The sequence below is a fragment of the Massilia sp. TWP1-3-3 genome, from assembly GCF_049897805.1.
GTDB lineage: Bacteria > Pseudomonadota > Gammaproteobacteria > Burkholderiales > Burkholderiaceae_D > Telluria_A.
Genome location: NZ_JAFCWX010000017.1, coordinates 1 through 14,045, shown reverse-complemented (window position 1 = coordinate 14,045; position 14,045 = coordinate 1). Strand labels below are relative to the sequence as shown.

General features: G+C 63.8%; 12 protein-coding genes. 2 read left to right on the top strand and 10 right to left on the bottom strand.

The features are described 5' to 3' along the window. Nucleotides 1-68 precede the first annotated feature (68 nt). The 7 genes from sppA to ACP7D4_RS16950 all read right to left on the bottom strand — a co-directional run bounded on the left by sppA (nt 69) and on the right by ACP7D4_RS16950 (nt 8,331). Entirely contained in the window at nt 69-1,925 is a 1,857-nt protein-coding gene (gene sppA / locus ACP7D4_RS16980; RefSeq protein WP_426102770.1) for a signal peptide peptidase SppA, read from the bottom strand. A gap of 156 nt (nt 1,926-2,081) precedes the next feature. Beyond that, nucleotides 2,082-2,546 (bottom strand): metallophosphoesterase family protein, encoded by a 465-nt coding sequence (locus tag ACP7D4_RS16975; RefSeq protein ID WP_426102768.1) that lies wholly within the window; start codon nt 2,544-2,546, stop codon nt 2,082-2,084. Nucleotides 2,547-2,550: 4 nt separating this feature from the next. After that, nucleotides 2,551-2,976, bottom strand: coding sequence for a hypothetical protein (locus tag ACP7D4_RS16970; RefSeq protein ID WP_426102766.1), 426 nt, complete (start codon nt 2,974-2,976; stop codon nt 2,551-2,553). 508 nt (nt 2,977-3,484) lie between these two features. Then, nucleotides 3,485-5,089 carry an NYN domain-containing protein gene (locus tag ACP7D4_RS16965; RefSeq protein WP_426210283.1) on the bottom strand — a complete coding sequence of 535 codons (1,605 nt, stop codon included), beginning with the start codon at nt 5,087-5,089 and terminating at the stop codon, nt 3,485-3,487. A 382-nt stretch (nt 5,090-5,471) separates the two neighbouring features. Beyond that, nucleotides 5,472-7,451: an alpha/beta hydrolase domain-containing protein gene (locus ACP7D4_RS16960; RefSeq protein ID WP_426210281.1), complete on the bottom strand. Its 1,980-nt coding sequence runs from the start codon at nt 7,449-7,451 to the stop codon at nt 5,472-5,474. Nucleotides 7,452-7,461: 10 nt separating this feature from the next. Next, nucleotides 7,462-7,884, bottom strand: coding sequence for a DUF1810 domain-containing protein (locus tag ACP7D4_RS16955; protein ID WP_426102760.1), 423 nt, complete (start codon nt 7,882-7,884; stop codon nt 7,462-7,464). 45 nt (nt 7,885-7,929) lie between these two features. After that, on the bottom strand, nt 7,930-8,331 hold the full coding sequence (locus ACP7D4_RS16950; RefSeq protein ID WP_426102758.1) for a GFA family protein: 402 nt from the start codon (nt 8,329-8,331) through the stop codon (nt 7,930-7,932). Between the two features lie 42 nt (nt 8,332-8,373). Here ACP7D4_RS16950 and ACP7D4_RS16945 point away from each other — a divergent pair, with 42 nt between their 5' ends. Then, a complete protein-coding gene (locus ACP7D4_RS16945; protein ID WP_426210279.1) occupies nt 8,374-8,598 on the top strand; it encodes a DUF3820 family protein in 225 nt (74 codons plus the stop codon). A gap of 57 nt (nt 8,599-8,655) precedes the next feature. Further along, the gene (locus ACP7D4_RS16940) at nt 8,656-9,534 is read left to right on the top strand and encodes an alpha/beta hydrolase (protein ID WP_426210277.1); all 879 of its coding nucleotides are present in this window, start codon (nt 8,656-8,658) and stop codon (nt 9,532-9,534) included. A gap of 73 nt (nt 9,535-9,607) precedes the next feature. Here ACP7D4_RS16940 and ACP7D4_RS16935 read toward each other — a convergent pair whose 3' ends face one another. The 3 genes from ACP7D4_RS16935 to ACP7D4_RS16925 form a co-directional block, all read right to left on the bottom strand. Continuing rightward, complete coding sequence (locus tag ACP7D4_RS16935; protein WP_426102752.1) at nt 9,608-9,808, bottom strand: hypothetical protein; 201 nt, start codon at nt 9,806-9,808, stop codon at nt 9,608-9,610. Continuing rightward, nucleotides 9,805-11,658 carry a glycosyltransferase family 2 protein gene (locus tag ACP7D4_RS16930; protein ID WP_426210275.1) on the bottom strand — a complete coding sequence of 618 codons (1,854 nt, stop codon included), beginning with the start codon at nt 11,656-11,658 and terminating at the stop codon, nt 9,805-9,807. Before ACP7D4_RS16930 ends, ACP7D4_RS16935 begins: the two co-directional genes overlap by 4 nt. An 87-nt stretch (nt 11,659-11,745) precedes the next feature. Further along, the gene (locus tag ACP7D4_RS16925) at nt 11,746-13,905 is read right to left on the bottom strand and encodes a putative bifunctional diguanylate cyclase/phosphodiesterase (RefSeq protein ID WP_426210273.1); all 2,160 of its coding nucleotides are present in this window, start codon (nt 13,903-13,905) and stop codon (nt 11,746-11,748) included. Nucleotides 13,906-14,045: the final 140 nt, after the last annotated feature.

Below are 14,045 nucleotides of genomic sequence, written 5' to 3'. Positions count from 1 at the left end.
GTCAAAATGGCCGTCTATTCAGCTACATAGCGTTACAAACTCGCTACAAAACTCCCGTTATGGTCGCCTTATGGCAGGGTGCACATGCAGTGGGTGATTGTCTGGAACGGGTTATGGCTGCCGCTCATGTCGGTCAGCCACGCCATGTCCTTGCCCACTTGCGCAACCGAACTTTGCGGCAAGCCGGCCGGCAGCAAGCCCAGTTTCACCTGGACCGTGAAGGCAGTTGACGCGCTGGCGCCGAACATTTCTAGGAAATGCTCGAAGGCCGAACCATCGCGCTCGATGTAAGCAACCCGAAAGCCCGGGGCCAGCTTGGCCAGCTTGGCGGCCGACTTGAGCGCGTCGCCGTAGCTGCCGATGGTGTCGACCAGGCCACGTTCCTGCGCCTGCAGGCCGGTCCATACCCGGCCCTGGCCCACTTCATTGATCTTGGCCGGCGTGGTCTTGCGCGCTACAGCCGCCTTGGTGGTGAAGTCCGTATAAATACGTTCCACATTGCTTTGCAACAGCTGGGCCACGCGCGGGTCGAGCGGGCGCAGGGGGTTGTAGGCATCCGCCAGCCAGGTCGTGGTGTGGCCCGCCGTGTGCACGCCCAGCTTGTCGGCCACCTTGTCGGCGGTCGGAATCAGCGCAAACACGCCGATCGAACCGGTGATGGTGGAGCGGTCGGCGATGACTTCATCGGCCGCCATCGCGATCCAGTAACCGCCGGACGCGGCAACGTTGCCCATCGACACCACGACCGGTTTGCCCGCCGCGCGCGTGAGTTCAAGTTCGCGCCGGATCAGTTCGGAGCCGTACGGGCTGCCGCCGGGCGAATCGACGCGCAGGACGATGGCCTTGATGGCGTCGTCTTCGCGCGCCTTGCGGATCATGTTGGCCGTGGACAGGCCGCCGATGGCGCCCGGGCTGGCGGTGCCGTCGGTAATTTCGCCTTCGGCCACGACCACGCCGACGCCGTCGCCAAACAGCTTGGGCGTCTGGCGCACCAGGTAGTCATGGAAGCTGACCTGGCGGAACGTCTTGTTGTCTTCATCTTTGGCGCCGCGCTTGATCATCATGGCGCGGATTTCGTCGCGCGTTTTCAGGCCGTCGACCAGTTTGTTGGACATGGCCAGCTTGCCGATATCGCCTTTCGCCTCTTCAAGCAGCTTGGGCAGATTGTCGATCAGCGTCATGACTGTGCCGGCGGGCAGCTTGCGGTTCTTTTCAATGTCGGCGGTGTAACCTGCCCACAGCGCGTCGTACAGGTAGGCTTCAGCCTCGGCTGCGGCGGGCGACGGGCCGTTGCCGATGAACGGCTCGGCGGCGCTCTTGTAGGTGCCCACTTTGAGCAGGTTGACCGTCACGCCCAGTTTGTCGAGCGCATCGCGATAGTAATTGCGGTGGCCGCCGAAACCGCGAATGAGCAAGGTGCCCATCGGGTGCATGTAGACCTCGCTGGCGTGCGAAGCGAGCAGGTAGCGCTTCTGGTCATAGCTGCCGCCCCAGGCGATGACGGGCTTGCCGGCCGCGCGCACCCGGTCGAGCGCGGAGCCGACTTCGTGCAGCGTGGCCAGGCCGGCGCCGTTGAGGTCGTCAAGCATGAGGACGACGCTGCCGATGTTTTTGTCCTTGGCGGCTGCATCGAGCACGGTGAGCACGTCGCGCAACTGCACCGAGCGCTCCTGTTCGCCGCTGATATTGGACACCAGCGCATCGCGCACGGTTCCGCTGTGCTGCTCGACCAGGTCGCCCTTGAGTTCCAGGACAAGCGACGTCTTGGCGGTGATCGGCTTGGCGCCGCCGCTGAACATGGCCGCGACGATGATAATCAGGATCAGCAGGAACAGCAGATTCAGGACAGCGCGGCGCGTGGCGTCGAGCGTTCTCCACACCGCGCCGAAGCCGCGGCGCAAGGGGGAAATGGGTTTGGATGACATTAAAGCTCCGGCAGGTAAAAGTTATGGTTATGGTGGGAAAAACGCGTACTGTAAGCGAAAGCGAGGTGATTATGGTCTAAATGATCATTGTATGGGGTGCGACGCGACGAGCAAGGGTTATATGCCGCTGAAACGCATCAATTCAAGAACGAACGCCTAAGCCAGGTTCAATTCGACGATGCGCGCGTGCATGGTGCCGTCGTTGACGTCGATGAGGGCCACCGAAACGGGCAGCTTGAAGCGGCGCGGCCCTGCGCTGCCGGGATTGAGGTAGAGCACCGGGCCGCGCTGCTGGGCCAGCGGGCGGTGCGAGTGGCCGTAAATGACGACTTGCACCCCTTCGCGCACGGGATCGATGTCGAGGGTGGCGATGTCGTGTACCGCGTAAAGCAACACCGATCCGACCTGCAGGCGCGCGCTGGCAGGCACGGCGCGCGCCCACGCCCCCGTGTCGTTGTTGCCGCGCACCACCGTCAGCGGCGCGATGGCGGCCAGCTCGGCCAGGATAGCGGCGTTGCCGATGTCGCCGCCGTGGACGATGTAGTCGCTCCCGGCGAGCGCCGCCATTGCTTCGGGCCGCAGCAGGCCGTGGGTGTCGGAGATGACGCCGATGCGGACCATGCGATCAGGTCTCCTGGCCCTGCATGCGGCGAAACGGCCCGATGCAAGCCTCAAGCGACTCGGACGCGCACATCAGGAACAGCGCGCCGGACGGATGAAAGTGAACGAAATGGGTCGCCTTGGCGCCTGCCTTGGTGATCTGGCCGACGCAATCTTTTTTGCCGTTGTCCTTGACCAGGCGGTCTTCGAGCTTGTAGAAGCCCTTGGCGCTGGGCTGGGGCAGGATGTTAAATTCGCTCTGGGCGATTTCTTCGGCGCTGGTGACGAGCGTAGTGCCGTCGCCGCGGAAGCGATAGACTTCGGAGCAGCTGCCGTCAGGGAGCGTGAGTTTCCAGATGCCGAGAATGGGATGGTCGGCCGCAGGCGGCGCCGCGATGGCGGGCTGAGCGAGAATGACCAGGGAAAGCATGACTCCAATGAGCGAACGCATGGCGGACTCCTTGATGCCTGATGGGTGTGCAGGTTAGACAGGGATGCTGCTTGTCAGTTTGCCCGTTTTTTGGAGATTGTGCATGGCGCAAGTGCGGATGGCAACAAGCGAAGTGCACGCATACGAGCACGTCAGTCCAGGTCTTTCGCGCTAAGGAGCGCAGCAGAGTCACGTCGTCCTCGCGCACGCGGCTGTCGCAAATGGGGCTGCAGCGCCGCAAAGTTACATCGTCCTCGCGCACGCGGGGACCCATGGAACGGTTCAACTGAGCAACTGTTCTATGGGTCCCCGCGTACGCGAGGACGATGTGGTGGTGCTCATAGCGCCACTTACCCCGCAAGAGTGGTGCTCACAGCGCCAGTTACTTCGCAAGTGCGGCGCTCACAGCGCCACTTACCCCGCAAGAGTGGTGCTCACACCACAAGTATCCCGCAAGAGTGGTGCACACAGCACCATTTACTTCGCAAGTGTGACGCTCACACCACCACTCGCCTCACAAGCGGAAAGCTTACTCCGCTTCCGCCTTCGGCTTGGCCGGCTTGCGCGGACGCGCCGCCGGCTTGCGGGCAGCCTTCTTCGGGGCCTCGGCTTCGACAGCAGCCTCGGCCGCCTCAGGCGCGTCTTCCACCCGCGCCTCGGCCACCGGCTCTTCGGCCACTGGCTCTTCCGCCATCAGCGCAGCGTCAACCTTGCTCACTGCACTCTTGCGCGCACCACGCGTGCTGCGGCGCTTTTCCTGCACGGGCTCTGGCACCAGCTCCGGGGCTGGCTCCGGCGCCACCTGAATTACTTCAGCGACGCTCTCGTGCTCGTCCTCATCGTCGCCTTGCGCCAAATGCATCTGGCGTTCCAGCTCGGCCTGATTAGGCACCGGCTCGTAGACATCGGCCCCCTTGCGACCATTGCGCCCGCCCCGGCCCGCACCACGGCGCGCGTCGCCCTTGCCCTGCGGCTTGGGCATCGGCGGCTGCAATTCGATCGGGTCGATCGCTTCGCTGTCCTGCGCCGGCGGCGCCTGGTCGTTGACCACTGCCTCGCTGCGGTAACCACGCCCACCACGGCGGCGCGCATCGGATTGGGGCGCCTGTTGCTGGCGCTCGCGCGGCGCTCTTGGCTCCCGCGGCGCGCGCCCTTCGCGCGGTGGGCGCGCTTCGCGTGGCTCCTGCACTTCACGCGCAGGACGCGCTTCGCGTGGCTCCTGCACCTCGACCAGCGCGCTGTCCTGCTCGCCCGCCTGCTCCGTCGCCGGCTCGCCGGCGGCCGCGTTCAGGGCCGGCGGATTGCTGCTGCGGTACACATAGGCGCCCGATTTCTCGTCACGGCCAAATTCAAGCATGCCGCGGTTCTGCGCTTCTTCGAGCAGGTTGCCGAAGGTGCGAAAGCCGTAGTAAGTCTCGTTGAAATCGGGACGGCGGCGCTTCAAGGTATCCTTGAGCAGCGAGGCCCAGATCTTGCCGCTGTCGCCGCGTTCGGATACCAGCGCGTCGAACATCTCGACCACCAGCTCGATCGCCTTGGCCTTGCGCTCTTCCAGTTCTTCCTTGCGGCGGATGGCTTCATCGGACGTGCCGGCAACAGCGGGACGGCGCGCTTCAGGCTTCTTGCGCTCGTCGCGCTTGGCGGCGGCGCGTTTCACTTCGCGTACCAGGTCGTCGTAGAAAATGAATTCGTCGCAGTTGGCCACCAGCAGATCCGAGGTCGACTGCTTGACGCCCACGCCGATCACCTGCTTGGCGTTCTCGCGCAGCTTGGACACCAAGGGCGAAAAGTCGGAGTCGCCACTGATGATAACGAAGGTGTTGACGTGCGATTTTGTGTAGCAAAGGTCGAGCGCATCGACCACCAGGCGGATGTCGGCCGAGTTCTTTCCCGACTGGCGCACATGGGGAATCTCGATCAGCTCGAAGTTCGCTTCATGCATGGTGGCCTTGAAGCCCTTGTAGCGCTCCCAATCGCAATACGCCTTCTTGACCACGATGCTGCCCTTGAGCAGGAGACGTTCGAGTACCGGCTTGATGTCGAATTTTTCGTAGTTCGCGTCGCGCACGCCGAGCGCGACGTTCTCGAAGTCGCAAAAGACGGCCATGCTGATGTTGTCGTTCGATGATGCCATATTGTGTGTTCTCTGATGATGGTTGGTCTGACTAAGGACAGATTATACGCAACAACCAAAAAAGGGCGGTTTGGGCTTGACCTGGCGCCTGCCACATGTCATTGGGCGATCCTTGCCAATCACTGCTTCGGGAGAAGAAACGATACTGATCGCGTCCCTACCGCCGTTTTCCCTCGCCTTTGCCCAGCGTGCGCCGGTTTTGCCATCAGCTACACATACCACATCGTCCTCGCGATCGCGGGGACCCAAAGAACGGTGGATCTGAGCAACTGCTCCATGGGTCCCCGCGTTCGCGAGGACGATGTTGTTTTAGTTTTTCGATTGCCGAACTTCGCGATTTCTGGGTCAGTCACCGCTTGTAAAAATGGATGACGACTGCCGCCTATGGCGCCACGCGGGTGTCCCCCTTGGCGCGCTCGATGTAGCGCTCGACATCTTCCTGCAGCAACAGTCCTTGGTCGCGCAGCTCGCGCGCGGCCAGCGCCACCGCCTTGGCGTATGCAATCCGGCTGGCGTATCGCTGGGCGATGGCGCGGCGCGAATCGCCGACGCGCTCGCTCGCCGGGAAAGGCAGGTGCATGCCGTTCAAGCCGCACAGCTGCCCTTCGGCGTAGCCCCTGCGGCGCAGGTTCCAGCCAGTGTAGGTCGCCAGCGGCACGGCCACGTCGGGCAGGCGGATGCCGGCGATGTCGTTGCCGTCCACATCGACCATCGGCACCTGCACGTTGTAGCGCAGGCCCGGCTGCGCGCGCGCCGACTCGCCGCTGTAATCGACTACTATCAACTCATTAAGCGCGGCTGGAAAATCCACTCCGGCCAGGTCGGGAAAGCCGACAGCCTCGCGCGTAGGCTGGGTCAGCATGCTGTCGGCATGGCGCGGGTAGCGGCTGGCAGGCGGCTCCTTGCCACTGCGCGCCCAGTCGACCAGCCGGTCGAGCAGCACGCGCACCGCCGGCCCCTGGCGCGCCGGATTGCTCGGGTATTTGCATACGACAGTAAATGGCCGGTCGGCGGCCATGTGCTGGGTGGACGACATCAGGTACGCGCGCACGTCATTTGGCAATGCGATGTCCTTGCCGGCGCCGTTGTCCACCACCAGCGACGCGCGGCCCTGCCAGAATTCGACGCTGCTGTCGACATGCATCAGCTTAGGACAGGTGGCCGTGGCCTGGCAGCGCGCAAAGATGCCGTCGGTCCTGCCGCTGACCGGGTCGGTGGTGACCGCATAGCTGAAGGGGAACTGGTCGCCATAAGTGACGTGATCCAGATGCTGGGTCGAGTAGCGGCCCGGTTGGCCAAAGCGCACGTTCACAAAACTTTTGCGGCTTCCGGCGATCAGCGGCATGGCGCCGTCGAAGACTTTGCCACCGGCCGGATCCTGGTTGAAGCCCTGCCAGATCAGGTCGCGCAGCACCCGCCCGGACTGCGATACGCCAACCGCGATGGCCACGTTGGGCCGGATGTCGGACAGCGGATTGGCCTGCCCTGCCCCGTCAGGCGCGCCCGACTTGAGAAAGCTGGTCACGTCGCGCACGGCCGCCATGCCAAGGCCCATCAGACGGGGGTTGCTGGCCTGGTAGTCAAAGCGGTAGATGGCGCCGGCATCAACCCCGCCGGGGCGGGCGATCGTGACGGCCGACGCGCCCTCGAAGCGCCACGCGCTGCGCGCCACGAGCACCGGAGCCGCCGTGGCGTAGGCGCGCACCGTGAGCGCAGCTTGCGACTGGTCGAGCGAGGCGGCGGGATAGGCAAGCGCCATCGTTCCCGTGGTCTCGCCATTGTCGAACACGGCCTCGGCGAAGCTTGGCCCTGTGATCGGCATGCCGGCCCGCGTGGCGAGCGGCAGTTGCATGCCGGCCGCGCTGCCATTGGCGGCCAGCGGGACATCGCCCTGCCAGCCGATCCAGGCCAGCGTGTGCCCGCGCCGCATGGTAAAGCCATTGCCGGCGGTGGCCGGCTTTCCGGCCTCGCTGACGGCGTCGTTGGCCATGACGGGGAACAGATAGCCGCCGCGATTGGGCAGCTCGACCAGCAGTGCGCGCGACGCGTGCACTGCTTCGCGCGGACGCAGGATCACGACATCGGTCTGGTATGAAATCCAGGCGAGCGGCGTGCCGCCCTGGTCAATATCGGCGATGATCCGGTTCAACGGGTGGCGCGGATTGATGCGCATGTGGGCTACCGCAACGATGGTCTCGTATTCGCCGCCGCCTTCGAACGGGGCGCCGGCAAAGGCGGGGGTGCGGCTGACGATGTCAAAGCGGTCGACGACGCTGGCGAGCGTGTCGGACGGGCCGGTGGATGCACAGCCGGCCAGCAATAGCGCGGGAAATAGGCACAGCAGGTGGCGCGTTCGGGTCAATGAAGGCTCCTCAGGAAAGCAGCGCCAGCGTGGCCGCATCGGGCGCGCCGTTGTAGAATTTTTTTAGGCACGTGCGAAACAGCGGCTCGTCCGGCGCCGCCTGGGCGAACAGGGTCAGCGAGGAATGCAGTTTCAACTCGTCCGGATCGCCGAAGATCTGGTGGGCGCTGCGCCCTTCGGTGGCGGCGAGCAAGGCGGCGCATTCGCGCAGCCGCGCGCCAAGCACCGGATGGGCGAGCAAGGCGCGCGCTTCAGCGATCGAGGAAATCGCATAGCGCTGCGCCATCGCGCTGCGGCCAAGGCCGGCAAGCTGCGGGAAAATAAACCACATCCAGTGGGTGCGTTTGTGCGCCGCGCGCAGTTCGGCGACGACGGCGTCGTAGACCGGCGCCTGCGCCTCGGTGAAACGGGCAAGATCAAATGGTTCTTCCATGCTTTTCTCCTTGGGCACGATTATGCACTGGCGTGACGGTTGCGCTTACAAATAGCCGGTTTCCATGGGCATGCTATCCCAGCGATCGTTGTGCCCGTCCAGATAGGTCACTGGCGTCGCTGCGAGCTCCTGGTCCGTGACATCGTCCAGACAGGTGACGTTCACGCCGTAGAATCTGCCCCACCGCGGCGAGTTGCCAGTGCCGAACGACCTTACGCCGCAATGCTTGCAGAAAAAGTGCTCATCCGTTTTGGTGCCGAACTGGTAGAGCGACAGCGCCTCGGCGCCGGCAAGCAAGCGAAAGGCGTCGGGCTTCACCACCGCCGGCCAGCATCGCAATTTTTTGCAAATCGAGCAATTGCAGCGCAAAGTGCCCAGGCTCAAGTCAATGTCGGCCTCGAAGCGCACCGCCTTGCAATGGCAGCTGCCGTGATAAGTCTTGCGCATCGTTTCCCCGTTATGTCATTTTGCGTTAGAGTGTTGCCTACCATGAAGCCCGAACATCTCCAACTGCTGCTAACCCGTGAAATACCTTATGGAAAATACAAAGGCAAATTCATTGCCGACCTCCCTGGTCACTACCTCGGCTGGTTCGCGCGCGAAGGGTTTCCGCGCGGCGAACTGGGCGAGCTGCTCGCGCTGATGTACGAGCTTGACCACAATGCGCTGCGCGGCTTGCTCGACCCTTTGCGCCCCACCCGTAGGCGCTATTAAGCAACATTGGCCGAAAATTAAGTAATAATGAGCACTGCCTTATCACTGGAGCGCTCATTGAAAAAGCTGTTTTTTGCCCCGTTTTTTGCCATGTGCATGGTCGCCTTGTCCAACACTGCCTGGTCGCAGGCCGCGCCGCCCTACGTTCTTGACGATACTGCCGTGCACAGCCTGCACGCCAAGGAACTCAAGCGCGATTACCAGATCATGGTCGGCCTGCCGCCTTCGTACAACAGCTCGACCAGGCGCTATCCCGTCGTCTTTGTGACCGACGCAAATTATGCGTTCCCGCTCACGCGCAGCGTGGCAAAGCGGGTCGGCGCCAATGGACGCGGCCTGGAAGAATTCATTTTGGTGGGCCTGGGCTATGCGACCGGCGATACGAGTGAATTTAGCCGGCGGCGCGACTACACGCCGGTTAATCCTCCGGATTCCAATTATGTGTCCGACATGCCGGGCCGAACGCCGCAATTTGGCAAGGCAGAAGCTTACCGGCGCTTTATCGCTACCGACGTTTTCCCGCTGATTGCGCAGCGTTACCGATCCGATATGGCCCGCAAGGTCTTTGTGGGCCACTCGTACGGTAGTTTGCTCGGGTTGCAGGTGCTGTTCACCGAGCCGTCGATGTTCGACCAATATATTTTGGGCAGTCCGTCACTGTGGTACGGCAAGCGCGTGATGTTCGAGCGCGAAAAGGCCTTCGCGGCATCCCACAAGGAGTTAAAGGCACGGCTGTATTTTGGCGTCGGCTCGCTCGAGACGGGGCCGGAGGAAAACATGGTGGCCGATCTCAAGCAGTTTCAGGCGCTGCTCAAAGCGCGGCATTATCCGGGCTTGCAGATCGAGAGCCGCGTGTTTGCCGATGAAGACCATCTGACGCTGGCGCCCGGCTTGATTACCCGCGGCCTCAAGTGGACGCTGCCAGGGAAAAAATAGCGGCTGCGGACGGCGGCTGGCGTCACGCGCTGGCAATTTTCCGTCCCGGCGCAGTGCGCATTAAGGGCGCGCCTTACCTGCGCCGTTTGTGCGGCATCGTGATGACGCGCAGGATGGTGTCGAGCGAGACGCCGTTCGAAAGCAGGTACCAGGTCGCCACCTCGTGCCCAAGCGACTCGAGCGACACCAAGCCTACTGCCACCTTCCCCGCCAGCTCCTGGTGCTTCCTGCGGTCCGTGTAGGATATGACGATCTCGCAGCGCATGCGCTTCAAGCTGCGCTCCTCGCGCTCGAGGACGCCCCGCTGGCACTGGCGATCACCGTGCGGAAAAACGCCACCAGGTCCGGTACATGATGGTCGAAGGTGAACAGCGCACGCTGCGCCCACACGTTAGCGCGCACCGCTTCCATGGCGCTGCGCTCGCGCAGCTGGTGCGCCAGGCCGGCGACCGTGTCGTAAAAGACGCCAATGCCAAGTTCGCGCGCGAGCGTCTGGCTGGCGACGATGGCGCCTGGGTTGGCGCGCTGGATCATCGGCAGCCCCGCCGCAGCCAGCGTTGCCATGCGCGCGGGGATGTTCAGGTCGTCCCAGTTGGCGCGCCGCAGTTCGCCGTGGTTTTCGCTGACAAAGGCGTGCAGCCAGCCGGCGTCGTAACGCGAAAACTCCTGCACCCAGCGCGCCTGTTCGACGTTGGCGTGCAAATGCAGGTGCGCCGGCGCCAGCGCGCGCGCCTTGGCGATCCATTCGCGCCATTGCCCCTGGGTGAAGTCGCCGTAAAAATGCAGGTGAACGCCACGCTGCGCCAGCTCGGCCACCGTTTGCGGATGCAGGCCCATGGGCCGGCCCGGCACCACGGTGTGGATCTCGCCGCTGCAAGAAGAAAGCAATTCGCCGGCGCTTTGCTCGAACCAGTCTTTTTTGGGCAAGTCGCCGTCAAGCACAAAGCATGGCCGGGTGTGCGACAGGCCCGGCACCACGGTGTCGAACCAGTCGCGCATTTCGGCACTGGCGAACATGCGCCCGTCCGCATACCGGAACAAGTCAATGAGCTGTGGCCAGGTTCCTTTTTCCATGCAGATGAACGGGCCTTCCTTGAAGTGCCAGACAAACGGAATGCCGGCGGTGGACATGAGCACCTCATGCGCGAAAGGCACGGCCTGCCAGTTAAGCTGCGCGTAGATGAGATCGGGCTTGATGCGCGCGATCTCTTCGCGCCACTGGTCGTGCGCCAGTTCGGTCACGCGGCCAAACGGCAACGGGCCGATGCTGTTGTACCAGTACGGTTCCTGCATCCACAGACCATACAGCGTGTGACCTTGCTCTTCGAGCGCCAGCACGCGCTCGGCGTTGTAGGCCAGTTCGCCCGCCAGCAGGATCTTGAGACCGTCGGGCGCACTGGCTGTTGCAGGCCGCGCGCGCATGGCCGCGTAGTGCGCCACCTCGTCGATCGCGTTGCCAACGGTGCTGTGAAACCTGAGCGGCTCCTGCACGCGGTAGCGCAGGCGGAAAGGGTTGATGCCGCCCACCGGTTCCTGCATCACCTTGTGCCGCTGGTGCGGATGATCGACCCACTCGCAGGTGACGTGGCCGGTGTACGCAACATCACCTGCCAAGCGCAGTTTTCCCCAGAACAGCCGCTCCAGATCATCCGATTCGATCTGCGAGCGTTCCAGCCAGCGCTCGCTGCCTTGGCGGTGCATGCACTGCACCAGCTGCAGCGGATAGCCGGCGATGTGCCCTTCGGCGCTGCGGTTGTAATGGTGGCGCACCCCGGCGCAGGCAAGCGAAGCGCGCGGGTTGGCGTCCAGTGCCTGGCACAGCGCCAGCAGATGATCGCGGTAATACACGTCGTCGCTGGGCAGATAGGCAACGCGCGGCGCGCGGGCGCGCGCCAGGCCTTGGTTAAGCGCCGCGCCCAGGCCGCCGTTACGCGGCAGGCGCACGTAGCGCACGCGCGCGTCTTCCAGGTAAGGCAGCACCGCGCTGCCCGTATCGTCTTGCGAGCCGTCGTCGATGATGATCAGCTCCCAGTCGTCCAGGCTTTGCGCCAGCAGGCTGTCGAGCGCGCGCCGGATGAAACGGCTTTGTTGAAACGTCGGCATGACGACACTAGCCTGTGGCACGGCACCCTCCCCTGATTGGAACACGCAGCAAATAATGGGCTAAAAAGTGTCGATTCGATTGAGCTAAAACAGCCGGGCGAAGGCGCGTCACGGAGAAAGCAGCAGCGTCTTTCCTGCGCGCAGCATGGCGGCGAATTCGTCGGCAGTTACAGCCGGACTGAACAAGTAACCTTGCAATTGGTCGCAGCCAAGGTCGCGCAGGAAAGCCATCTGTTCGGCTGTTTCAACGCCTTCGGCAACAATCTCCTGGCGCAATTGCTGGGCCATGGTGACGATGGCGCGCGCGATGGCGCAATCGTTTTCCTCGTGCGGCAGGCCGATCACGAAGCTGCGGTCGATCTTGAGCGTGCTGATGGGAAAACGCTTCAGGTAGGCCAGGCTGGAGTAGCCGGTGCCAAAATCGTCCAGCGCCAGCGTCATGCCCATCGCCACCAGCGCGTTCATGATGGCGACGACGTCGGCGCCCTTGACCAGCAGGCTCTCGGTAATTTCCAGCATCAGCTGGCGCGGCTCGACGCCATGGCGGCCCAGCACTTCGTGCAGGCGCGCGGGCAGCTGCGCGTCGAACTGGCGCGCCGACAGGTTGACCGCGATGGGCGGGGTGGCAAGGCCGGCGTCGCCCCAGGCGCGCACCTGGCGGCACGCCTGGTCCAGCACCCAGCTGCCGATGTCGAGTATGAGCCCGGTTTCCTCGGCCAAGGGGATGAACATGGCAGGCGCGATCATGCCGCGCTGCGGATGGCGCCAGCGCAGCAGCGCTTCGGCGCCCACGATGCGTCCGCTGCGCAGGCTGACCTTGGGTTGGTAGTGCAGCGCCAGCTCACCGGCGGCAAGCGCGGCGCGCAGCTCGGTCTCCAGTCGCATGTGCTCCTTGGCGCGCTGGTCCATTTCGCGGTGGTAGAACAGGTAGCCGCAGGCGTGCAGAGCGGCGCACTTGGTCATGGCCACGTCGGCGTAGCGCACCAGCGTGGCGCTGTCGGCGGCGTCGTCGGGATAAATCGCAATGCCGATCCGCGCGCTCACCTGCAGGCTGTGGCCGGCCACGACGATCGGGTGCGCCAGGGCGCTGAGCAGCTTGTCGGCGACGATGGCGGCGTGCTCGCGTTTTTCAATCAGCGGCATGGCGACGGCAAAGCGGTCCCCTTCGATGCGCGCCAAAATGTCGTCGGGGCGGATCAGTTGCCGAAAGCGCCGTCCGATCTCGCACATCAAGTCGCTCGCAACGTCGTCGCCGAGCGTGTCGCCAATGGCGCCGATGCGGCCAATTTCAACGACCATCAGCGCGCCGTGCTGGCCGATGCGGTGCGCCTCGGCCAGCACCTGGCGCAGCAAGGTGCCAAGCAAGGCGCGGTTGGGCAGCCCGGTCACGCTGTCGTAGTTGGCCATGCGCTGCATGCGCGCCTCGGCGTCTTTGTGCACGCTGATGTCGGAAAACAGCGAAAACGTATGCGTGATCACGCCTTGCGCACTCCTCACCACGCTGATGGTGACCGACTGCGGGAACAGTTCTCCGTTCTTGCGCCTGCCGATGATTTCGCCACGCCAGGCGCCTTCGCCGGCCATCGCGGCGCGCACCTTGGCGCGAAACTCGGCGTCGTGCACGCCCGAGCGCAGCAGGTCGGGCGTCTGGCCGATGGCTTCAAGCGGCGAATAGCCGGTGATGCGCGTAAACGAACTGTTGATCGAGACGATGCGCTCACTGGCGTCGGTAATGAGCACGCCCTGGTCGCTGTCTTCGATGATGCGCGCGTGCAGGCGGGTCTTTTCGGCCGCGTTCAAGTGCTCCACCGCGTTCGACAGGTGCACCAGCCTGCCCGCCGGCTGCAGGGCGTCGTCGTGGAGCATCGACACGGCCAGCCGTACCCAGATCAGAAACCCGCTTTTGGTGCGGCGCTGCGCTTCGATCAGCCCGGCGCCGCCTTCCAAAAACAGTTCGGGTACGGTCTCGCCGCGGTCGGCGTCGCCGTACAGGAACAGCACGTGCTGGCCGATCGCTTCCTGGCGGGTGTAGCCGAACATCGCTTCGGCGCCCTTGCTCCAGCCGGTCAGGTAGCCGGCCGCGTCGAGCATGATGACCGGATCAAGGGCCTCGTCAACACGTTGCGCGTGCTGCTCCGTGTTCGCTTGCAAGAGCGCCGCTTCCAGCTGCGCCAGGGTGTGTGCCGAGGTGTGTGCCAACTCCGCGCCGTCAAGAGCGCGGGCCGCGCGCACCAGGAGCAGACAGCGCTCCAGCGCCGTTTCAGGCATCGAAGCCGGCCTGGGCGCCGTCTAGCCTGAATTTTGCATAAAAAAGGGCAAGAATGCCGTAAGTGATTGATAGAATGGGAGTTATCTAGAAACCTAAGCCATCAGCACGAACACACCTTGCCCGATATGAATTCTACTCC